Below are 21,895 nucleotides of genomic sequence, written 5' to 3' on the forward strand. Positions count from 1 at the left end.
TCGTATACGGACGGAGACCGCAGTGGATGATTCCAGGCTCAAAGCGCTGCTTGAGCACCTTCCCGTGTTCTGGTGGGAAGCCGACGAGACAGGGCAGGTGCTGGAACAGGGAGGCGGCGCCTTCGCCGACACCGGCACGGAACGGCGCTTCCTCGACCGGTTGCTCCGGGAACTCCCCGAACCGGGGCACTCGCCACGGGAGGGCCGCCGGCAAATCCGGTTCGACGGCCGCACCTTCGAGGTGAGCCGGGCTATTGAGGTGAGCCGGGCTGTCGAGGTGAGCCAGACCTTCGACTCCGGCCGGGCCTTCGACGCCGGCCAGACCTTCGACTCCGGGCGGGCCTTCGATGCCGGCCGGGCTTTCGGTGCCGGCAGGCCCCCGGGCGAGAGCCGGGCCCGCCGTCGTACGCGCGGTCTCGCGGTGGAGGCCGGCGCCCGCCCCGAAGCCCCGCGCGGGGACGCGGCCTTCGCGGACCTGGTGGACCTCGCCCCGGCCGCCGCCTTCATACGGGACGGCGACGGACGCTACCTGTGGGCCAACCACGCCTACGGGCACCTCTACGGCACGGTCCCGGACGAGGTCGTCGGCAAGTACATAGAGGACCTCGACGAGCCCGCCGAGGCCGACCGGTTCCGCACCCTCGACCAGGAGATACTCAGCCGGGGCACGCCGGTGCGCCACACCGTCGGCTACCGGCGCCGGGACGGCAGCGCGGGCCGGGCGGTGGGCCACCGCTTCCCCGTCCGGGAGAACGCGCAGACCTGCGTCGCCGGAATCTACGTGGACGTCACGGACCACCTGCGCGCCACGGTCCGGTGGCAGGAGGCAGAGGAGAACCTGCAGGCCCTGCGCGACCACAGCGGCCTGCCCTGCGCGCTGCTCTCGGCGAACGGGCGCGTGGTCGAGGCGAGCGCGGCGGCGGCCGAACTCCTCCGGGTCAGCCCGCACGACCTGGTCGGCCGCCGTGCGCACACCCTGCTCGCCCCGGAACCCGACCTCGACCGGCTGCTCCGGCGCTGGAACGGCCTGATAGCGCGCCGCACCAGGCGGGTGGAGACCTCCGTGGTGCTCGTGGACGCCCAAGGGCTGCGACGCCGCGCACGGCTCCACCTGACGACGACCGGCCACTCCGCCGGCCGGGCCCGGCACGTCTGGGCCGTCGTCACGCACCAGAGCCTCGCCCACGAGGCACACGCGCCGCTCACCGCCGCGCAGGTCCGCATCCTCTCCCTCCTGGCGGAAGGCAGCAGCAACGGCGACATCGCCACCTCGCTGCAACTGTCCCGGCAGACGGTCGACTACCACCTCAGCCGCCTGCGGCAGCTCCTGGGCGCGGCGACCCGCCCGGCCCTCGTCGCCCGCGCCTACGTCCTCGGCATCCTGGCCCCGTGCGCCTGGCCCCCGCGCTCCGCCACGGCGGCCCATCCGCACAGCGCGGTCTGACGGGCGGGGCGGCGGCGGACCTTCGGGGGTGTGAACTTCTGTGCGGCCCGCCGGCCGGCCTCGGTCGGCCGGCGGGCCGGGCCTCCGAAGCCGGGCGCCGTACACCTCGTGGGCCTGACCGGTCCGCCCGTGACGCCGGGTGACGCCGGGCACCCGTGCCGAGTCAGGTGCCGCCGGTCAGTTGCTGCCGGGCCCTTCACCGACGCCGAAATGGGTCTCCGTGATTTGGTTGTCGTGCTTCAACGGTTCCTTCGTCCCCAGACGGGCCCATATCAGGAACGCCCCCAGGCCCACGGCCAGCAGGCCGACCGGAATGAGTATCGCGAGAGCCCACTCGGGCATGCCGCCTCCCCCTTGCTCTCTTCGGACGTGCCAAGCGTCGTGTCACCACGGTAGAGGCCACCACTGACAATCCGGGGTCCTGATGCGGCTCGACCCCGGTGCGTACGTTCCGGGCCGTGCGGCCAGTCACGTCCGTCAGCCCAGCCCGTCCGCTCCCACGCGGGCGGAGGGCCCGGCCGGCACCCCTTCCGAGACCGGCCGGACGGCCCCGTCCAGACCCCGCACCGGGGACGCCTCCTTGTACCAGGACTCGATGACGGCGTTGCCCCAGAAGTCGCGGCGGCGGTCGTCCCGGACGTTCCAGCGGTAGGTCTCGTGGTCCGGGTCGCCGGTGTAGTAGTCGGAGGTGTAGATCTCGGCGCGGTGGCCGTCGGGGTCGCGGAGGTAGAGGTAGAAGGCGTTGGACACGCCGTGGCGCCCGGGGCCGCGTTCGATGCGGTGTTCCTGGTGGAGGGCGCCGAGGAGGTCGGCGGCGCGCAGGATTTGATGGGATTCGTGGGTCGCGAGACCCAGGTGGTGCAGGCGAGGTCCGGCTCCCGCGGTGAAGGCGACGTCGTGGACGGTCGGTTTCCGGTACATCCACGCCGCGTACAGCTCGTCGGCGTCGCCCTCGATGGTCTCCGAGCAGCGGAAGCCGAGGGACGCGTAGTGCGCGTACGCCGCGGGGACGTCGGGGGTGCAGATGTTGAAGTGGTCCAGCCGGGCGACCTCCGCGCCGTGCTTCAAGTCGTAGCGCTGGATGAGGCGTTCACCGCGCTCGATGCCGTGGAAGAACTCGACGGGGAAGCCGAGCGGGTCGACCACGCGGACGGCCTCGCCGACGCCGGGCGTGCCGCCGCCCGCCGGCACGCGCGAGGTCGGGCAGCCGAGCCCGCCGAAGAACCGCTCCGCCCTGGCCACGTCGTCCGGGGTGCGGACCCGGTAGGCGAGGTGGTCCAGGGCGGCGGTGTCGCCCAGGCGCAGGACGACGGAGTGGTGGGTCAGTTCGTCCGTACCGCGCAGGCAGAGCGTGTCGCCGTCCTCGTACTGCACGTGGAGGCCGAGCAGGTCGGCCCAGAACCAGCGGGCCTGAGCCAGGTCGGTGACCGTGAGCTGGGCGTAGGCGGCGCGGACGATGTCGGGAGCCGGGTGGTGGCGGGTGGTCATGGTGTGCCTCCGAACCGCGGTGGGCGCGCGTCGCCGACCGCGACGTGGACGGTCTTGGCCTCGGTGTGGAAGTCGATGCCGCGCGCGCCGCCCTCGCGGCCGACGCCGGACGCCTTGGTGCCGCCGAAGGGCGAGCGCAGGTCGCGCACGTTGTGGGAGTTGATCCAGACCATGCCGGAGTCGATGGCGTGGGCGAGGCGGTGTCCGCGCCGGAGGCCCGAGGTCCAGACGTAGGCGGCCAGGCCGTAGCGGGTGGCGTTGGCCAGGTCGACGGCCTCGTCCTCGCCGTCGAAGGCGGTCACGGTGAGGACGGGCCCGAAGATCTCCTCCTGGAAGACGCGCGCCTCGCGCGGTACGTCGGTGAAGACGGTAGGCCGTAGGTAGTTGCCCTCGGGGAGGTGGACCGGCCGCTCGCCGCCGGCCACGAGGCGCGCCTCCTCACGGCCGCTCCGGACGTACTCCAGGACGCGGCGGTAGTGGTCGGCGTGGACGAGCGGCCCGACCTCGGTGGCCGCGTCGGAGGGCGGGCCGACGCGTACGCGTGCGGCGCGGTCGGTGAGGCGGCGGACGAACTCCCCGTACAGCGGGCGCTCGACGAGCAGCCGTGAACCCGCCGTGCAGCGCTCGCCGTTGAGGGAGAACACGCCGAAGACGACGGCGTCCAGGGCCGCTTCCACGTCGGCGTCGGCGAAGACGACGACGGGGGACTTGCCGCCCAGTTCCATGGAGGCGGCCTTGAAGTGGTCGGCGCAGGACCGCAGGACGCGGCGGCCGGTGGCCGTCGAGCCGGTGAAGGAGATCAGCGGGACCCCGGGGTGGTCGGCGAGCGCCTGCCCGGCCTCCGGGCCGGTGCCGTGCACGATGTTCACGACGCCCGCCGGCACACCCGCCGCGGTGAGGATCTCCGGCCACAGCGAGGCCGACAGCGGCGTCCACTCGGCGGGTTTGAGGACGACCGGGCACCCCGCCGCGAGGGCCGGCGCGAGCTTCCAGCTCTGCAGCATGAAGGGCGTGTTCCAGGGGGTGATCAGGCCCGCGACCCCGGCGGGGACGCGGACCACGTAGCTCAGCTGTTCGGCGCCCGCCCCGCCCTGCCGGCAGGCGTCCTCGCCGAGCGTGGTGATCACGCCGGCGAAGTGGCGGAAGTTCTCGGCGGCGCGGTGGGCCTGGCCCCGGGCCTGGCCGATCGGCAGGCCGGAGTCGTACGACTCGGCGGCGGCGAGCCGCTCGCGGCGCTCCTCGACGGCGTCGGCGACGCGGTGCAGGACGCGGGCGCGCTCCTGGGGCGAGGCCGCCGCCCAGGCGGGGAAGGCGGCCCCGGCGGCGTCCACGGCCCGGGCGACATCGGCGGGCCCGCCCCTGGCCACCTGGGTGTACACCCGGTTCGAGGCCGGGTCCGTCACGTCGAGGACGCGGCCGTCGGCGGCCTCGGCCGGTTCCCCGCCGATCCAGTGAGCGATGACGGAGGGTGCCGGGGGAGTGGAGCGGCCGCTCACGCCGGCCCCCGCCCCCGCCGGGCCTCCGCGGCCGCGTAGCCGTCGAGGAAGGAGCGCACGCGGGCCTTGTACGGCTCCCGGTCGTAGGAGGCGACGTACGCGGAGGCCATGCGGACCGGGTCGCCGAAGAAGTAGTACTCGTACAGGGCCTGCCGGCCGGAGAAGGCCGAGACGCAGGTGTCCCACACCAGCCGGAACAGCTTCACGCGCTCGGCCCCCGGCAGCGTCGCCGCCTGCAGGTAGGCGTCGATGTCCGCGGCGGCCGGCCCGGTGACGTCGAGGGCGGTGGGGGTGGCCATCAGCCCGGAGGCGCCGAGCTTCCGCAGGATCTGCGGGAACCGCTGGTAGAGCTTGGGGTAGAGGTTGCGGGCGGCGTTCAGGGGGGTCCAGGCGGGGGTGAGCACGCCGAACTCGTTGACGGCGGCGTCGGCCTCGGCCGCGCGCAGGAACGCCCGCAGCGTCTCCAGAGTCAGGATCACCTCGGCCACGTCCTCCTGGACGTGCTGGTACCCGTCGACGCCGACCGCCTCGGTCAGCAGCGAGACCAGGCCCAGGACGTACTCGGTCTTCGCCACCGTGCGGACGACGACCTGGTGCGCCATGTGCACCACGGCCGACGTCCGGGCGAACAGCTCGTTGCACCGCTCGGCGTCCCCCAGCAGGAAGCACCGCTCGTACGGCACGTGCACGTCGTCGAAGACGACGACGCAGTCCGGCTCGTCGAAGCGCGAGGCCAGCGGGTGGTCGTGGCGCGGCAGCCCCGGATCGAGCGGCTCGCGGGCGATGCACCGCAGCCCCTTTGTGTCCATCGGAACGGCGAAGGCATACGAGTACGGCCTGTCCTCCGGGGCGCCGCGCAGCACGGTCGAGGGGAGGACGAGGAGGTCGTCCGCGAAGGGCGCGATCGTGGCCAGCATCCGGGCGCCCCGGACCACCACCCCGTTGTCGTCCTCCCGCACGATGCGCGCGGTGACGCTCCCACCGGCCTGCCGGGACCCCGGCACGGCCCGGTTGACCTGCGGCGGGATCAGCGTGTGGCTCAGCAGCAGATCCTGCTCGCGGGCCCGCTCGTAGTAGCGGCGGACGTTCGCGCCGAAGGCCGGGTCCGCCCCGGCGAACCAGTCCGCGGCGGTGGCCATGGCCATCAGCGCGCTGTTGAGGTAGTCGCCGGTGCGCCCGAGCATGCCGTTGCTGTGCCCGGCCCGGAGGGCGAACGCCTCGCGGCGCTTGCGGAGTTCGCCAGGGGTGGTGGGGACGAGGAAGGAGGTCGCGACGGGTTCGCCGGAGGCGGGGGAGGGGTAGGTGAGGACGTCCTTGTGCGCGTCGGCATGCTGGAGGTCGTACAACTCGGCGTAGCTGCGGACGACGTTGCGGAACGCGGGGTGGTCCCGGACTCCGCCGGTCAGGGTCTCGCCCTGGATGTGCACGGTGGGGCGCGAGCGGGCGAGCCGGTCGAGAAAGTCCTTGCCGGTGCGTGCTGCCACACGGGCTCCTCGAGGTTGTCCGATGACGACCGGGCCCCGGTGCGCGTCCGTACTCGGCCCGCTCGCGGTGCCCGACCGACTCTGCCGTACCCAGGCTGCCCCGGGCATCCGGAAAACCGGCCTGATACACGCCGCCCGCGCGGCCCCGGCGGTCGGAACGGTCGAATGCGGCCCGCCGGCCCGTACGGATGTGCCGCACCGGCCGACCGATACGGGTGAACCGTGTGTATTCCGCTCCTGCGACCAGACGATTACCCCTTGAATACGGATCGTCACTCACCGGCGGTGCCCCGCGGGGGGCGAAGGAGCGGCAGATGAGGCGTTCGAGGCTGTGGTCGGGGGCGGCGGCCCTGGCGGGGGCGTGCGTGATGACCTCGCAACTGGTCGTGCCCGCGGAATCCGCTCCCCAGCGGTACGTGGTGTTCACCCCGGGCGCGGCGACGGACTGGAAGCCCCCGAGTGGGGTCAAGGAGCTGCACGTCTACCTCTGGGGCCCGGGCGGCGGCGGAGGCGGCGCGGGAGGGGGTGGCGGCGGGGGCGGCGGTGAGGGCCGGGGCGCGGGGAGCGGCACCGGCGTCGACAGCTCGTCGAACGGTGGGGCCGGGGCCGGAGGCGCGGGCGGGAACGGCGGGGGCGGCGGCGGGGCAGGGAGCTTCCTGCACTGCGTGGCGCCGTACACGGGTTCGCTGGTCATCTCCGCCGGAGCGGGCAACGCGGGCGGCGCCGGTGGCGCGGGCGGGGACGGCGGATCCAGCGGCACCAACCTCCTGGGGACCGACGGCAGCAAGGGCAAGAACGGTGCCACCGGCGCCCGCGGCGGCTCCGAGGGCCACACCTCGGTCGGCATCCGCAGCAGGTACGACCCCGTGACCGGCAAGCGCCAGGACACGGTCCTGCCCGTCCTGGCCGCGTACGGCGGCCAAGGCGGGCACGGGGGCCGGGGTGGAGGCGGCGGTGGCGGGGGAAGCGAGAAGGGCGCCTCGGCAGGGAAGGCGACGAAGGCCACGGCGCAGGGCGGCGCGGGAGCGGCCAAGAAGATCGCGCTCAATCGCTGCCGTCAGTTCCTCCCCGGCAAGAAGGGTTCCAACGGCGGGCAGGGGAAGAACGGCGCCGCACGCTACGACGCGGGTGAAGGCGGCTCCGGCGGCACCGGTGGATCCGTAGGGCCCGCGCGCATCACGCTTCCCGACGGCACCTCCTACACCCCGCCGGCGACGGTCGGCAGGGGCGGCAACGGCGGAACCCGCCCGCCCGTTCGCTTCGACCGTTCCAGGTATCGCCCCGGTTTCGGGGGCGCCGGCGGTAGCAACGACAGCAAGCCCGCGGCGGGCACGCGCGGATACGACGGCGGTGCGGGCGCCAAGGGCGGCGACGGCCTGATCGTCATCGCCTGGTGAGCCACGCCGCCGGGGTCAGGCGCCGGAGGGGCCCAGCGCGACGTCCGCACCCTCGCCGGCCCAGCCGGCCGGGCCGCGCCAGATGACGTGGACCCGGAAGACATCGCGAACGGTGTCCACGGACCAGTCCTCGGCGGGCGGTTCGGGGAGAACGAGGTAGAGGGCGTCGGCCGGCGTGGGCAGCGTGTGGTTGATCTCCAGCAGCCGGGCGGCGCCCGAGCGGAGGTCCGCGTAGGTGGAGCGTCCCGCGCCGAGGGCTTCGTACAGGAAGAGGCCCCGGTCGGTGACGCAGCTGACGTCGACGACCGGTGAGTCGGCCGGCTGGAGGTCCGCCCAGAGGAGCGACGCCTTCAGCGCGTGGCGGACCGCCTCGTGCTTCTTGCACGCGCGGTCGGCCTCGGCGGCCGTCTCCAGCGCGCGGAGCAGTCCTTCCGCGGCGGTCGGGGACGGCGGGGTGGAGGGGGTGCCCGCGGTGCTCATCTGTCCTTCTTCCTGCTGCTCGGCTTCGTGCGGGGCGGCGGGGACCGCGTCGCCGGCGTTCGGCCGGGAGCCGTGGTCCGGCCCGGTGGCTGTGGCTGTGGCGGTGGCTGTGGCGAAGCGGGCCAGCAGCTCCCGCCGTGCCGCGGTGAGGCGCTCCGCCCAGCCGGACGCGGCCGGGGGCCGGGCGACGGCCAGACGCGCTCGACCAGACGCTCCACCCGGCGGTTGCGTTCGAGATCGCGCCGGATCGTGTCGGCCTGTCCGCGCCGTGGCGCGATGTCGGCGAGCTCGCGCAGCAACCGGTCGACGAACAGGCCCCGGAAGCGGTCGCGCCGCTCCCGGAAGGGACCGGCGCCCCCGTGGGCCCTGCCGAGCAGCGTGAGCACCTCGGACTTCGGAACGCGCAGGGTCGTGCTGCCCGCGGTGACGACGACCGCGGGCTCGTCGCCTTCGAACGAAGGGGCGGTGGTGAGGCCGTCGAGGGCCTCCGGGCGGTAGTCGTGCTCGACCCGGCGCCGCAGCACGGCCGCCATGCGGTCGTCCGACTTCACGAGGCGCGCCCGCGGGGAGTCGTCGCCGGTGGCCCCGCCCTCCCACAGGCGGTCCAGCCGGACGACGTTGACGTCCCGCGTGCCGAGGGTCGGGAGGACCCGGCCGACGTAGTCGAGGAACCGCTGGTGGGGACCGATGACAAGGATGTCCTGGGCCTTGAAGTGCTCGTTGTCGACGAGCCAGGTCACCCGGTGGAGGCCGACCGCCGACTTACCGGTGCCCGGGCCGCCCTGCACGACGAGGATGTCCGAGGGAGAACCGGTGACCAGCTCCATCTGGTCACGGCGGATGGTCTCGACGATGTCCCGCATCCGGCGGCCGCGCGACCGCTGGAGCTCGCGCAGCAGCAAGTCGTCCACCTGGAACGCCTTCCGCCGTCGGCGTCGCGCGACATCGCCGGGGCTCGGGGACGGCGGACGTACCTCGCCCTCGGGGGCCGGAGATTCGGCAGGTCCTTCCGCCTCGCCGCCGTCGGCGGTCCGCTCGGGCTCCGGGACGACGGAGGGCCCGGCCACGGTGCCGACCGGGGACACGGGCCTGGACGGCGCCAGGGCTATCTCGTCGAAGTAGCCCTCGACGACCCGCCGGACACAGCGGAGCCGGCGCCGCAGGACCACTTCGCCCGGGCTCTCGGGCCCGGCCTCGATCCACTTCTTCGCCAGGGGACTGGTCCACAGCAGCACCACCGGCTCGTTCGAGGCGTCCCGCACCCCGCGGCGTCCGATGTACCAGGGCCGGGGCTCTTGCCCCGGATCCTCCGGCGCGTCGACACGGGCGAAGACCAGGGCTTCGTCGCCGAGCCCTCCGTAAGCCTCGGCCCGGGCCTTCGCCTCCGCCCGGTTGGCGATCCCGTCCTTGCCGCTCGCCGACGCGACGACCGTCGAACCGCTCCTCAGCTCGGCGAGCTTCGCGGCGTAGCAGTCGTACGCGTGGTCCACCGCCCGCTGTTCGCCGACGAGGATCTCGTCCCGAGTCGTGCTCATCTACGCCCTCCCCGCGGTGTCGGGAGACACCGCCACGGGCGTACGCCCGTGCCCCACCGAAACAACTATCAGAGAAAGCGCGGTGGCGGCCGGTCAATGGATCAACTGCGGGTGCCGCGATCGGTGGCGCGGGTCCGCGCGGGCCGCAAGGTCAGCGGGGTGGAGAGGTACCGGACGGGCCTCGTCCTCGCCGCGTACCTCGCCAGGGCCGGCCCACATCGGCCGGGCTAGGACGCATCCGTCGGTGCCGGTGCCCCGCCAGGGCGTTCGCCGGCCGTCGACGTGCGCTGGTGGCGCGCCCGGCCGAGTGCCGCGGCCGTCGTCAGGGGCACGGTCAGGAGGGCTGCCAGCCAGAAGAGGGGCCGGTAGGCGTGTGCCTGGGCGGCGGGGGCCGCCAGGATGCCGGCGGTGGCGCTGCCCGTGTACAGGGCGACGCCGAACATGGCCACGCCTGTCGCGCGGGCCGTGGGGGACAGGGCCGTCGCCCAGGACTGGACCGTGGAGTGGAGGAACGACCAACCGCCCCCGAGGAGCAGGGCGACCACGACGAGTGCCCCGGTGGACTGGCGGTATCCCGCGAGGGTGTACGCCGCGGCCGTCTGTACCCCGCCGGCGGTGATCAGGCGCACCGGGGACCACCGCCCGACGAGCCGCTTGACCGCCTGTGCCGCCGCCATGGAACCCACCCCGTACAGGGCCGCGACGGCGCCGGCCAGGGCGGTGGGGACGCCGTGCGCCTCCAGGGCCGGGGCCAGGTAGGTCAGGAAGCCGAGGAGCACGGCCCCCTCCAGCATCGCCACCGCCATCACGTACCACTGCCAGGCCGAGGACAGGACCACCCGGAAGGGTGCCAGCAGCGAACCGGAGGGAGCCCGCTCGGGTTCGGGCAGGCGGCGCAGGGCCACCGCGAGGTAGGCGGCGAGGACGCCGGGCAGTGCGAACACCAGCCGCCATGTGAGGTAGTGGGCCAGTGCCCCGGCGACGGCCGTGGCCACGGCGGTGCCCAGCGCGAACGCCGTCATCAGCTCGCTCAGCGGGCGCTGCCGTACCGCGGCGGGCACCGTGTCGCCCACGTACGTCAGGGAGGCGGCGATGGAGGCGGCGAAGAACGCGCCGGCCAGGGCACGGGTCCCGATCAGCACAGGGGCGTCGGGCGCGAGAGCCGAGGCCAGGGCGGCCAACGCCGCGCCGGTGAGCGACACCCGCATCACCCGCACACGGCCCCACCGGTCACTGGCCGCCCCCCACACCGGCTGCATCAGCCCGTAGGCGAGGTAGTAACCGCTCGCGGCCAGCACCACGGTGGGGAGCGGGGCCCCGAGCCGGGCACCGATGAGAACCAGCATGGGCGCGATGCAGAAGCGGTCGAAGTTGCTGACGAATCCGGCGGCGTACAGCAGCCGCGAGGAGGACGCGGGAAGCGTCGCCACCGGTGTCGGCGCGGTGGTGGTGGTCACGGGGAGGGTGCTCCTTTCCGGGAGGGTCCGGCGAGAACGGGCGCACGGAGACGGGCCGGTCCGGGGGCGGACGCGGCCGGTCACCAGTCAGTTCAGCACCGGGCCCCGCGGAGCGGAGGCCGCCGGCTATTACCATCTCTCACAGCCTGCCGCCGCGGCATCGTGCCTGGTGGCGGCAGCATCGCTAGAGGGCACCCGCGGGCGTGCGCGGACGCCCGCCGGCCGGAGGAGGGACACCATGACGCGCGGCGGGCTGTCGTCCCCGGACACCTGTGCCCCGCCCCCGTCCCGCACATCCGGCCGCCGGCGCGGTGGCCGGTGAGCATCGGGCCCCTGCCGCCGGGCGATTCGCCGCGGCGTGAACTGGGCGCCTTCCTGCGGTCCCGCCGGGAACGGCTCACACCCGGGGACGCGGGCCTGCCGGACGCCCCGGGCCGCCGGACACCCGGGCTGCGGCGGACGGAGGTCGCGGAGCTCGCCGGCATCAGCGTCTCCTGGTACACGTGGCTGGAGCAGGGCCGGGCACGCACCTCGGAGCAGGTGCTGCGCGCGGTGGCGCGCGTGCTGCGGCTGGACGCCGCGGAAACCGCGCACGTCCTGTCGTTCGCGGAGGAGAACAGGCCACCCGCCGACACCCCCACCTGGGTGTCACCCAACCTGCTCACCCTGGTGCGGGCGATGGCGCCGCACCCCGCCGTGGTCCTCGACCCGCACTGGGACCTGCTGGCGTGGAACACCGGCTACGCCGCGCTGCTGACGGACCCGGCACGGCTGCACCCCAAGCGGCGCAACCTGCTCTGGCTGGTGTTCCGCTGGCCGCCGGCCCGCACCCTGCTCCCCGACTGGGAACAGGAGGCCCGCGCCCTGCTCGGCCAGTTCCGCTCCCGGGCGGCCCGCCGGCCCGACGACCCGCGGTTCGCCGAACTCGTCACCGAGCTCCTGTCCGACGACGACGCTGCCCGCTGGTACGAACGCCGGGAGACGGCCGCGTTCGAGCCCTCGGTCCGCCGCTTCCGCCACCCGGCCGTCGGGGACCTGCGCCTGCGGTACGTGAAACTGGCCGCCGTGGACGAGCCCGGTCACCACTTCCTGTCCTACCTGCCCGACGACCGCGACTCCGAGGACGCCCTGCGCCGCCTGGGGGCGGAGGGCCAGGCCCCGGGGGACCCGTAGGAGGCGTCGCCGACGTACGTCAACCCAGGAGGTGCCTTGGCCACGGTTTCGGCCCCCGCGGTCCTTCGGCGGTGGCAGGATGCACAGCGCGAGCGGCGTGGGCCGCGGTGGGAGTCGCATGGCGGGGCGCCGGTGCCGGCGTCCGTGACGGAGGGGATGTCCATGGCGGAGGAGGTCGGTACCGTGGCCGGTGAAGTGCTCACGTACAGCGACGATTTGACCGAGGCGGACGTGATCGCGCTGACGGAGTTCCTCAAGCGGCGACTGGAGGACATGGCCGGGCGGCATCCGGCGGGCAGCGACGAACACGCCGCCGCCCGCGGGTTCGCCCACCTCATCGCCATGGACGGGCTTGAGCTGCGCGACTACGTCAACGCCTGGCGGGACGTCGAGCACCGGCACGAGTACCCCGTACCGGAGAACCAGGTGCGCCAGGAGATCCACTTCGGCTGGGCCCATCTGTGCCAGGCCGCCGCCGGGTGGAGCGGCCACGAGGAGTTCGACACCGCGCGCTGGAACCCGCCGCGCTACTGCAGCCCGCAGCACCAGGAGTTCGTCGAGGCGGCCAGTGCCGACACGTGGACGTGCGCCGAGGCCGCCGAGGCCGCCGAGCCCGACGAGGGGACGTGGCGGTCGACGGCCCACCCGTGAGCGGCGGCGGGCGGTCAGCACGGCTTTCCCACCGGCAGCCACAGCACCCGATGGTGCGTCTCGGCGTGCCGCAGGGCGAGCTCGTACGCGAGCTTCTGTCCGGCGGCCACCGGGACGAGGAGTTCGAGGTGATCCCACACGCTGGTCCGCAGGGCGGGCAGCACGTGCTTCTCGCAGACCGTGCCGTCCAGCTTCACGGCCAGGACGGCCCTCGGGGCGATGTTGTCCAACGCCCGCGCCTTGGCGACGACGAGGGTGTAGCCGTCGGTGGCGCCCGCCTCCCGGCCGCCGTGGAAGGTCTTCTCGTACTCGGCCGAGCCGGATCGCCGACCCTGTGGGTCCGGACGTCTGCAACGCGGCGACGTTCACCTGAGAAAGCCTTCCATACGACCGCACGGACGGACGGATAAACGACCGCCGTCCATCGGTTGTTGAACGGGCTGCCGCAGAGTCTCCGGCAACGCGGGAAAGACCCGCGGAACCGACCGAAGGAATGAGGTTTCTCATGCCTCGTATCACCTACCGCCTGATGACCGCGGCCGCCGTCGCCGCGATCGGGCTCGGCGCCGTCGCCGCCGGCACCGCCTCGGCCGAACCGACCGCCTCGGCCGATCAGGCCGTCGTCTTCGCGGCCAGAAGCACCCAGGTGAAGTTCCACAACGGCACCGGTTGCACGCTCACCCGGGCGGACCACGGCCTCTCGCACGGCATCTGGAGCCAGGAGCCGCCGGCCGTCGTGTACAACACGAACGACGCCGAATGGCGGTCGGAGAGCAACGGGTTCATGACCGGCACCGAGGGCTCCGTCAAGTTCACGACGTCGGACTGCGAGGAGGGCTGGCGGAGCGGCCGGGTCATCCGCTTCCACTGGAACAACCCCTACGTCGGCGGCAACGGCTACGACACCGACGGGACGGACGGTTCCTTCCGCAACGTCATCGAGGGCGGTGGCGGCAACAACGCCGTGGTCCGGTGGGGCGAGTACAAGAACTGACGTTCACCGCGAGTCGGCCAGCAGCGCACGGGTCCGTTCGGCCTCGGCCGCGGACCCGTGCCGCTCGAAGAGGGCGAGGGCGGCCTCCAGACAGGCCCTCGCCCGCGCCCGCTGCTCAGGACGGCGGCCCAGGCCGGACCCGAGCACCCTGAGCAGGGCGCCTTCGAGCATGCCGCTGGTCCGCCGGGCCGACGGCAGGAACTCCTCGGCGGTCTCCGCCGCGAGGGAGTGGCGGCCGGCCTCCGCGTGGACCTCGGCCATGAGAGTGCCCGTGGCCGCCTCGAAGGCGGTCACGCCGAACGTACGGAACAGGGCCAGTGCGTCCCGGGCCCGGCCCAGCGCGGCGTCCCCGTCCCCGCACAGGCGCAGCACCCGGGCGAGGTAGTAGAGCCCGATGGCCTTGGACACCGACTCCCGGCCGCCGACCTGCTCCGCACCCCGCTCGGCCGCGGCCCGGGCCTCGGGAAACCGGCCCAGGCGGGCGTAGTTGAAGGCCAGCTCGCCGAGTGCGGTGCCTTCCGAGATCGCCGCACCGAGCTCGCGGAAGAGCCGCACGGACGCCTCGCCGTGCTCGACCGCCTCGTCGAAGCGGCCGTGGACGCGGGCGCTCGCGCACAGCGTGAGGTGTGCGGACGCCCGCAGCCGTGCGGAACCGCCGGCGCACAGCTCCAGGGCGCGGACGAGGTCGGACTCGGCCTCCGCGTAGGAGTTGGCGTGCCACAGGGCGTTGCCCCGTACGTACCGGGCCAGCGCCTCGACGTCCGGGCGGCCGCGGCGCGCGGCGGCGCCGGCGACGCGCTCGGCCCGTTCGGCCACGGCGGACAGGTGGGGGATGCCGGACAGCACGGTGTTGAGCTTGTCCATGAGGTCGGCCGCCTGGACCAGTGACAGGCCGGCGTCCGCGCAGGCGCGGTCGATCAGCGCGCGCTGTACGGGGGTCTCCTCCCGCAGCCAGTCGGTGGCGTCCTGGGCGGTGCGGAAGGCGAGGCCCTCCGCGGTCGTCGGGACGTCGACGAGGGAACGTTCCTCTGGTTCCACCGAGTGCGCGACCGCGTCGGCGTTGCGGGCGGTGGCCGTGCAGAAGTCGAGGAGCACCGCGAAGGCCCGGGTGGTCTCCTCGGGGGTGTCCTCGCGGGCGCTCCTGGCCCGCGCGAACACCCTGACCAGGTCGTGGAAGTGGTACCGGCCCGGCCTGCGGGACTCCAGCAGGCCCAGGTCGACGAGCGACTCCAGCAGTGCCTCGGTGTCCTCGGTGTCCTCAGTGTTCGCCGGGTTCGCCGGGTTCGCCGGATCGTGCGTGCCCCCGCCCAGCAGCGCGGCCGCGCACGGCGACCCGAAGTCCGGCACCTCCATGACCGCCGACAGCCGGAAGGCGCGCGCCTGTTCGGCGGTGAGCTGGGCGTAGGACAGGTCGAAGGCGGCCGCCACCGCCGCGTCCCCGCCGCTCAGCTCGTCCAGGCGGCTCCGTTCGTCCCTGAGCAGGCGGACCATGTCCGCCAGCGGCCGGCCGGGCTCCGCGGCCAGCCGGGACGCGGCGATCCGCAGGGCCAGGGGCAGCGCCCCGCAGACGTCCGCCAGGGCCGCCGCCGCCCGCGGTTCGGCGTCGACGCGACGGTCGCCGACGACGCGGCGCAGCAGCGCGACCGCCTCGTCGGCCGGCAGCACGTCGAGCCGCAGGTGTCGCGCGCCCTCCAGGCCGGTGAGCCACGCGCGGCTGGTCACCAGCACGGCGCAGCCCGCCGCGCCCGGGATCAGCGGACGCACCTGGTCGCCGGAGGCCGCGTTGTCGAGCAGCAGGAGGACCCGCCGCTCCGCCAGCGACGAACGGTAGAGCGCGACGCGTTCGGCCAGGCCGTCCGGGACGTCATCCGCGTCGGTCCCCAACTCCCGCAGGAAAGTGCCGAGGACGGTCCGCGGGTCGGCCGGGTCGCGGTCGGCGCCGCGCAGGTCCACGTACAGATGGCCGTCCGGGAACCGGTCCCCGAGCCCGCGCGCGGTGTGCACGGCCAGCGCGGTCTTGCCGACGCCGGCCATGCCGTTGACCGCGGAGACCACCACGGTCGCCGTGGCGCCGGTCAGCATCTCGGACAGTGCAGCCACCTGCCGGCCGCGCCCGGTGAAGTCGTCGACGCCGCGCGGCAGCGCGGCCGGGCGCGGGGCCGCGGCCCGGATGCCGCGGGCCGGTTCGGGGGGTCTGAGGGACGGGTCCGAGCGGAGGATCCGCCGGTGCAGCTCGGTCAGCGCCCGGCCGGGTCGTACGGTGCCGAGGAAACGCCGGGTGTCCTCGAAGACCCCCAGCGCCTCGGCCTGGCGGCCCGACCGGTACAGCGCCAGCATCCACACTCCGCGCAGCCGTTGGCTCGCGGGGTACTCCCGCACCAGGGCGCGGGCCTCCGCGGCCAGCCCCGGCCGGTCCCCGAGCTCGGCGTCGAGCTCCAGCCGGGCCTCCAGCAGCTCCAGCCGGACCCCGCGCCACCGCTCGCGCGCCACCCTGGCGGCCGGCCCGTGCAGGCCCGCCAGCGGCTCGGCGGCCCACAGCCCGAGGGCCGCTTCGAGGATCTCGCGGGCCGCGTGTGTCCCGTCGGCGGACCGCGCCTCCTCGGCCCTGGCCGCCGCGTCCGCGAACGACCAGGTGTCCACGGCCTGTTCGGCGACGCGCAGCGCGTAGCCCTCGCCGACGGTCTCCAGCACCGGCGCGCCGGGCCCGTCGAGGACCCGGCGCAGCCGCCAGACGTGGGTTCGGATCGCGTGCTCCGGTCTGGTGGGACGGTCGGCCTCGTCCCACACGCCGTCGACGAGCAGCGGCATCGCCACCGTCCGTCCGGCGGCGCCGATCAGGACCGCGAGCACTTCCCGCTGCTGCGGCCGGCCCAGATCCAGCTCGGCGCCACCGCTCCAGCCCCGCACCGGGCCGAGGAGGGAGAACCGGAGCTCGCGGGTCACCGGCTCGACCAGACCTGGACGAAGTAGGGGGCCTCACTGAAGACCCGCAGCGTGCCGTCGGGGCTCAGGGCGAGCTTCCGCACCGGGTAGGCCGGGCCCGTGTCCCGCTGCGCGGTGCCGCTGGCCCAGCACTGCCGGCCGTCGCGGCCGTACACCACGAAGTCGCCGTCGGACCGCATCACGGCGCGGTCCCCGCAGCCCGACGTGTCGGTGTGCCAGACCGGCGTGCGGTGCGCCCAGCGGTCGGCGGTGGTGTAGACGACGAGGTTGCCGTCGTCCTGCATGACGAGCCGGGCGTCGCCGTTCGCGAGGTCCGAGCCCTTGGGGAGGACCTCGTTGTTCCAGATGATGCCCTGGGCGGTGTTGCGGTCGGCCGAGGCCGGTCCGCCGGCCGCGAGGACGCCGGTGGCGGCGATCACGGCGGTGGCGGCGACGGCGGCGAGGCGGTGGGCGCGGCGGGCGCGGTGGGCGCGGTGGGATCTCTTGAACGGTGTTCTCGTGCGCATGGCGGGTCCCTTCGGTCGTGGAGTGGGTGATAATCCGACGACTTTCGCGGCAGTCGCTGCACGATTGATTGATGAGCGCTAAACGCTCCCTTGTGGCGCTTTGAGATCGCGTATCGCCGCACTGTCGTCGCTTCTCGACTTTGTCGGGCGATTCCCGTCGTTTCCCGTGGTCCGTCATGGGGCGTTGGTGCATCGTTTCTCCACAGCCGAACACACGTTCGCCGCGGTGGTCCCTATCGTCGGTCCCCGTTCCGCTGCTGCTCGCAGAGCGCACGCCGCGGAACGCGCACCGAAGCACGGACACCGAAGCACGCGCACCGAAGCGCAAGCACCGAAGAACACACACCCGAGCACGCACAGAGGGGGCACCACCATGGACACCCTGCGGCACCTCGCCGCCCACCTGGGACTCGACCTCGCGGCCGTCTGCCTGCTGACCTTCCGCCTCTACCACCCGCGGCACGGGCGCCGGGAGCTCGTCCCGTCCCTGCTCGCGCTGAACGTCGGCCTGTTCACCGTCGTCCACGTCCTCGCCGCGGCGGGCGGCGGGCACGGGGGGACCTCGCTGGGCCTCGGGCTCTTCGGGGTGCTGTCCCTCGTCAGGCTCCGCTCCGACGCCCTCCAGCAGGAGGAGGTCGCCTACTACTTCACCGCGATGGTCCTCGGCCTGCTCTGCGCACTGCCGCAGCTGGGGCTCCCGACGGCCGCGGGGCTGAGCGGCGTCCTGCTGCTCGTCGTCCACGCGGCCGACCACCCGCGGCTGCTGCCCGGCTCCCGCCGGGCCCTGGTCACCCTGGACACCGCGCACGGCGACCCGGCCGCTCTGCGGGCCGACCTCGCCCGGCGGCTGGGCGAGCCCCTGCGCTGGACGGTGGTGACCGTCGACTTCGTCCGCGATCTGACCGTCGTCGACGTGCGGTACCGCGCGCCCCTGGCGGCGCTCCCCGGCACGGGCGCGCACCGCGCCCCGGCCGTCGGGGAGGCGGCGTGAGCACCACCGAGCCGGCCGGGGCCCGCGGCATCCGGGCCGCCGCCGGAGCCGCCGCCCCCGTCTCCCTCGCGGAACTCGACGAGCGGGCCGGACTCCTCACCCGCTTCGACCGCTCCTACCTGCTGCCCGCCGACGTCTTCCTGCGGCTGGCCGAACGGCTGACCGACCCCCGGCGGCCCGGCGGCCCCTTCCGCGCCCTGACGATCGACGGCCGGCGCGCCTTCCGCTACCACTCCGTCTACTACGACACCCCGGGGCTCCGCTCCTTCCACGACCACCGCCAGGGCCGCAGACTCCGGTTCAAGATCCGTGAGCGGGTGTACCAGGACTGCGGGGAGCGGCAGTTCGAGATCAAGCTGAAGGGGCGGCGCGGCGACACCGTGAAGCACCGCAGCGCGCTGACGGGCGGCGCCACTCCGCTCGACGCCCACCACCGCGCCTTCCTCGCGGGCACGCTGTGCCGCGCCTACGGCATCGAGGCCCCCGCCGCGCTCCTCCCCTCGCTCGGCACGGACTACCTGCGCGCCACCCTGGTGGCGGACGGCGAACGCGTCACCTGCGACGCCGGGCTGGTCTGCCGCGACCCGCACACGGGCAGGGCGGTGCGTTGCCGCCCGGACCTCGTCCTCGTCGAGACCAAGTCGGCGGGACACCTCACCGACACGGACCGGTTGCTGCACTCCTACGGGCAGCGCCCGGCGGCCTTCACCAAGTACTGCGGCGGGCTCGCGGTCCTGCGGCCGGACCTGCCCGGCAACCAGTGGCGCCGGGCGGCGCGGCGAGTGTTCGGTGACACGGTGGCGACCCAGGAGGGCGGGGACATCGCGACGGGCGCACGCGTCCGCGCCGGGGCGGGGCTGTCGTGACCGCCGACCCGCGAGAGCCGAAGGTCCGCCCGGCTCCGGTGGCCGCCCGGGCGGGGCGGACTCAGGCTGGAGGGGGGACGGGCCGGAAGCCGGCCGTCCGCCGCCCGCGCGCGGGTGCGCGGAGCGGGCGGACGCCCCGGCGCCGCTGCGGCCGTGCCCCCGAGGCGGAAGCGAGGCCGGTGATGGGGGAGTGGACTTGGGAGTACGCCGGGTACGACCCGGCGACGGAACGGCTGCGGGAGGCGCTGCACACCCTGGGCAACGGCTACTTCGCCACGCGCGGCGCGGCCCCCGAGTGCCGCGCCGGCCTGATCCACTGCCCGGGCACCTACGTGGCCGGCTGCTACGACCGGCTGGTCTCCTCCGTCGCGGGCCGGCAGGTCGAGAACGAGGACCTGGTGAACCTGCCGAACTGGCTGCCCCTGCGCTTCCGGCCGCTGTCCGCCGACGGTACGCCGGGGCCCTGGTTCGCGCCCGACCGGTGCGAGACCGAGGACTACCGGCAGGTCCTCGACATCCGGCGCGGCACGCTGACCCGCTCCTTCCGCCTCCGGGCGGACGACGGAGGGACGCTGCGGGTTGAGCAGTGCCGGCTGACGCACCTGGGCGATCCGCACCTCGGCGTGCTGCGGACGGTCTTCACGGCCGAGGGCCGCCCCGGCCGGGTCGAGGCGGAGGCCGGGCTGGACGGGAACGTGACCAACGCCAACGTGCACCGCTACCGGGCCCTGCAACGCCGCCACCTGGCCCGTGTGCGCACCGGGACGGCCGATCCGGAGGCCGTTTGGCTGCACTGCCGCACGAAGACGTCCGACATCGGTGTCGGCATGGCCCAGCGGGCCGCCGTCGACGGGCCGGAACCGGCGCCGGCCGAACGCACGGCGGCCGGCTCCTACGCCGCGCACCGCTTCCGGCTCGTCCTGCCGCCGGACGAGCCGGTGGCGCTGACCAAGACCGTCGCCCTGCACACGTCCCGGGACCGGGCGATCGCCGACCCCCTCGGCGCCGCCCTCGAACGGGTCGCCGCCGCCCCGGACTTCGCCGAACTGCTGCGCTCGCACACCGTCGCCTGGGAGCAGGTGTGGCGGCAGGCCGAGCTCGAGGTCCCCGGCGAGGCGGGCCGGGTGCTGCGCCTGCACCTGTTCCACGTCCTGCAGACCCTCTCCCCGCACACGGCCGACCTGGACGTCGGCGTCCCCGCGCGCGGGTTGCACGGGGAGGCGTACCGGGGGCACGTCTTCTGGGACGAGCTGTTCGTGCTGCCGTACCTGAACCTCCATTTCCCCGAGGTCTCCCGGGCGTTGCTGGACTACCGCCACCGGCGCCTGCCGCGGGCCGTGCGGGCGGCCCGGGAGGAGGGGCGGGCGGGGGCCGCGTACCCGTGGCAGAGCGGGAGCGACGGCCGGGAGGAGAGCCAGCGGCTGCACCTGAACCCGCGCTCCGGCCGCTGGCTGCCCGACCACACCCGGCTCCAGCGGCACGTCGGCTCGGCCATCGCCTACAACGTCTGGCAGTACGGCCAGGCCACCGGCGACCTGGAGTACCTGTACGGCAAGGGCGCCGAGATGCTGCTGGGCATCGCCCGCTTCTGGGCGAGCGCCGCCGTCCCCGACCCCGGGACCGGCCGGTACCGCGTCCGGGGGGTGATGGGCCCGGACGAGTACCACGACGCCTACCCCGGTGCGGCGCGGCCCGGCGTCGACGACAACGCGTACACCAACGTCACGGCCGCCTGGGTGCTCGCCCGCGCCCTCGACCTCGTCCGCGGCCTGCCCGCCCGCCGCCGGCAGGAGCTCGTCGAGAGCGGTGTGCTCGACCTCGGCGAGCCGCCGCTGTGGGAGGACGTCTCCCGGCGCCTGTACGTGCCCTTCCACCGGGACCCCTGCGGCCACGACCCCTGCCACCGGGACGTCGTCAGCCAGTTCCACGGCTACGGCGAGCTGGCCGAGCTGGACTGGGAGCGCTACCGGGAGCGGTACGGCGACGTCCGCCGGCTGGACCGCGTCCTGGAGGCCGAGGGGGACACCGCCAACCGGTACCAGGTCTCGAAACAGGCGGACGTGCTGATGCTCGGCTACCTCTTCTCCCCGGCCGAACTCGCCTCCCTCTTCCGCCGCTTGGGCCACCGGCTCGACGACGAGCTGTGGCAGCGCACCGTCGACTACTACCTGCGGCGCACCAGCCACGGGTCCACCCTCAGCGAGGTCGTCCACGGCTGGGTCCTGGCCCGCGCCCGGCGCGCCGACGCCTGGCGGTACGTCCGTGAGGCGCTGGAGAGCGACATCGCCGACCTCCAGGGCGGCACCACGCCGGAGGGCGTCCACCTCGGGGCGATGGGCGGCACCCTCGACCTGGTCCAGCGCGGTCTGACGGGGCTGGAGACCCGCGAGGACACCCTGTGGCTGGACCCCGTCGAGCTGCCCGAGCTCTCGGAGTTCGGCTTCACGCTCCGCTACCGCGGGCACTGGGGGATCGGCGTACGCGTCGGGAGCGGCCTGCTGACGGTCAGCGTGCCCGACTCGGAGCAGCTGCCGATCACGGTCGCTCTCCCGGGCCGCTCGGCCATCGTCACTCCGGGCGAGACGGTGACCCTGGACCTCCGCGGCCCGCCCGGCCGTTGACCTTCAGCCTCGTACGGTGTCGCGGGCGGACTGGTGGCCGGCGGCCGTGAGGACGGTGGGCAGGAGGCCGGGGAAGAGGGCGTCGAGGTCGTCGTGGCGCAGGGCGGTCATCTTGGCGGTGCCCTGGTAGGTCTGGCGGATGACGCCGCTCTCCCGCAGCACCCGGAAGTGGTGCGTGGAGGTCGACTTGGTGACCGGGAGTTCGATGGCGGAGCAGTTCAGCTCCACGTCGGCCGCCGCGAGCGTGCGGACGATCAGCAGCCGGACCGGGTCGGCGAGGGCGTGCAGCACCGCTTCGAGGCGGATCTCCTCCCGGGCGGGGTGCGGGAGGGCGCGCGGGTTGGTCGCGGTGGTCACGGCGGCTCCGGT

Annotated in this window: 18 protein-coding genes and 1 pseudogene; 8 read left to right on the forward strand and 11 right to left on the reverse strand. The window is 74.4% G+C overall.

Translation table 11 applies throughout. The annotated features are described in order from the left end of the window. Positions 1–22: 22 nt before the first annotated feature. Positions 23–1,444: a LuxR family transcriptional regulator gene (locus JNW98_RS14355; protein WP_223768589.1), complete on the forward strand. Its 1,422-nt coding sequence runs from the start codon at positions 23–25 to the stop codon at positions 1,442–1,444. Positions 1,445–1,621: 177 nt separating this feature from the next. Here the strand turns inward: JNW98_RS14355 and JNW98_RS14360 are convergent, their stop codons facing one another. The 4 genes from JNW98_RS14360 to hpaB form a co-directional block, all read right to left on the reverse strand. Beyond that, complete coding sequence (locus tag JNW98_RS14360; RefSeq protein ID WP_223768590.1) at positions 1,622–1,786, reverse strand: hypothetical protein; 165 nt, start codon at positions 1,784–1,786, stop codon at positions 1,622–1,624. 135 nt (positions 1,787–1,921) lie between these two features. After that, positions 1,922–2,932, reverse strand: coding sequence for a 3,4-dihydroxyphenylacetate 2,3-dioxygenase (gene hpaD / locus JNW98_RS14365; RefSeq protein WP_223768591.1), 1,011 nt, complete (start codon positions 2,930–2,932; stop codon positions 1,922–1,924). Next, complete coding sequence (locus JNW98_RS14370) at positions 2,929–4,428, reverse strand: aldehyde dehydrogenase (protein ID WP_223768592.1); 1,500 nt, start codon at positions 4,426–4,428, stop codon at positions 2,929–2,931. The genes hpaD and JNW98_RS14370 overlap by 4 nt, the downstream gene beginning before the upstream one ends. Continuing rightward, on the reverse strand, positions 4,425–5,912 hold the full coding sequence (gene hpaB, locus JNW98_RS14375; RefSeq protein WP_223768593.1) for a 4-hydroxyphenylacetate 3-monooxygenase, oxygenase component: 1,488 nt from the start codon (positions 5,910–5,912) through the stop codon (positions 4,425–4,427). The genes JNW98_RS14370 and hpaB overlap by 4 nt, the downstream gene beginning before the upstream one ends. 314 nt (positions 5,913–6,226) lie before the next feature. Between hpaB and JNW98_RS14380 the strand changes: the two genes are divergently transcribed. Beyond that, positions 6,227–7,309 (forward strand): hypothetical protein, encoded by a 1,083-nt coding sequence (locus JNW98_RS14380; protein ID WP_223768614.1) that lies wholly within the window; start codon positions 6,227–6,229, stop codon positions 7,307–7,309. Between the two features lie 15 nt (positions 7,310–7,324). On the opposite strand, the gene JNW98_RS14385 is transcribed toward JNW98_RS14380, so the two are convergent. The 3 genes and pseudogenes from JNW98_RS14385 to JNW98_RS14395 form a co-directional block, all read right to left on the reverse strand. Beyond that, positions 7,325–7,789 (reverse strand): hypothetical protein, encoded by a 465-nt coding sequence (locus JNW98_RS14385; RefSeq protein ID WP_223768594.1) that lies wholly within the window; start codon positions 7,787–7,789, stop codon positions 7,325–7,327. Between the two features lie 173 nt (positions 7,790–7,962). Beyond that, positions 7,963–9,324: pseudogene (locus JNW98_RS14390) on the reverse strand (helicase domain-containing protein); the annotation flags it as partial. Between the two features lie 227 nt (positions 9,325–9,551). Beyond that, entirely contained in the window at positions 9,552–10,781 is a 1,230-nt protein-coding gene (locus JNW98_RS14395) for an MFS transporter (RefSeq protein WP_223768596.1), read from the reverse strand. A gap of 318 nt (positions 10,782–11,099) precedes the next feature. Here JNW98_RS14395 and JNW98_RS14400 point away from each other — a divergent pair, with 318 nt between their 5' ends. Both JNW98_RS14400 and JNW98_RS14405 read left to right on the forward strand, forming a co-directional pair. Continuing rightward, positions 11,100–11,954: a helix-turn-helix domain-containing protein gene (locus tag JNW98_RS14400; protein ID WP_223768597.1), complete on the forward strand. Its 855-nt coding sequence runs from the start codon at positions 11,100–11,102 to the stop codon at positions 11,952–11,954. A gap of 162 nt (positions 11,955–12,116) precedes the next feature. Further along, a complete protein-coding gene (locus JNW98_RS14405; RefSeq protein ID WP_223768598.1) occupies positions 12,117–12,605 on the forward strand; it encodes a hypothetical protein in 489 nt (162 codons plus the stop codon). A gap of 14 nt (positions 12,606–12,619) precedes the next feature. Here the strand turns inward: JNW98_RS14405 and JNW98_RS14410 are convergent, their stop codons facing one another. Beyond that, a complete protein-coding gene (locus JNW98_RS14410) occupies positions 12,620–12,835 on the reverse strand; it encodes a hypothetical protein (protein WP_223768599.1) in 216 nt (71 codons plus the stop codon). 275 nt (positions 12,836–13,110) lie between these two features. Between JNW98_RS14410 and JNW98_RS14415 the strand changes: the two genes are divergently transcribed. After that, a complete protein-coding gene (locus tag JNW98_RS14415; RefSeq protein ID WP_223768600.1) occupies positions 13,111–13,599 on the forward strand; it encodes a hypothetical protein in 489 nt (162 codons plus the stop codon). Positions 13,600–13,602: 3 nt separating this feature from the next. On the opposite strand, the gene JNW98_RS14420 is transcribed toward JNW98_RS14415, so the two are convergent. Continuing rightward, entirely contained in the window at positions 13,603–16,542 is a 2,940-nt protein-coding gene (locus tag JNW98_RS14420) for an AfsR/SARP family transcriptional regulator (RefSeq protein ID WP_223768601.1), read from the reverse strand. Continuing rightward, a complete protein-coding gene (locus JNW98_RS14425) occupies positions 16,539–17,048 on the reverse strand; it encodes a hypothetical protein (protein ID WP_223768602.1) in 510 nt (169 codons plus the stop codon). The genes JNW98_RS14420 and JNW98_RS14425 overlap by 4 nt, the downstream gene beginning before the upstream one ends. A gap of 373 nt (positions 17,049–17,421) precedes the next feature. Between JNW98_RS14425 and JNW98_RS14430 the strand changes: the two genes are divergently transcribed. The 3 genes from JNW98_RS14430 (at position 17,422) to JNW98_RS14440 (ending at position 21,526) form a co-directional block, all read left to right on the forward strand. After that, positions 17,422–18,039, forward strand: coding sequence for a DUF4956 domain-containing protein (locus JNW98_RS14430; protein WP_223768603.1), 618 nt, complete (start codon positions 17,422–17,424; stop codon positions 18,037–18,039). Further along, positions 18,036–18,905, forward strand: coding sequence for a polyphosphate polymerase domain-containing protein (locus tag JNW98_RS14435; protein ID WP_223768604.1), 870 nt, complete (start codon positions 18,036–18,038; stop codon positions 18,903–18,905). Before JNW98_RS14430 ends, JNW98_RS14435 begins: the two co-directional genes overlap by 4 nt. Before the next feature lie 182 nt (positions 18,906–19,087). Next, positions 19,088–21,526 carry a glycoside hydrolase family 65 protein gene (locus JNW98_RS14440; RefSeq protein WP_223768605.1) on the forward strand — a complete coding sequence of 813 codons (2,439 nt, stop codon included), beginning with the start codon at positions 19,088–19,090 and terminating at the stop codon, positions 21,524–21,526. Positions 21,527–21,529: 3 nt separating this feature from the next. Here JNW98_RS14440 and JNW98_RS14445 read toward each other — a convergent pair whose 3' ends face one another. Continuing rightward, complete coding sequence (locus JNW98_RS14445) at positions 21,530–21,883, reverse strand: ArsR/SmtB family transcription factor (RefSeq protein WP_223768606.1); 354 nt, start codon at positions 21,881–21,883, stop codon at positions 21,530–21,532. Between the last annotated feature and the right edge of the window lie 12 nt (positions 21,884–21,895).

Source organism: Streptomyces huiliensis (genome assembly GCF_020037025.1).
Taxonomy (GTDB): domain Bacteria; phylum Actinomycetota; class Actinomycetes; order Streptomycetales; family Streptomycetaceae; genus Streptomyces; species Streptomyces huiliensis.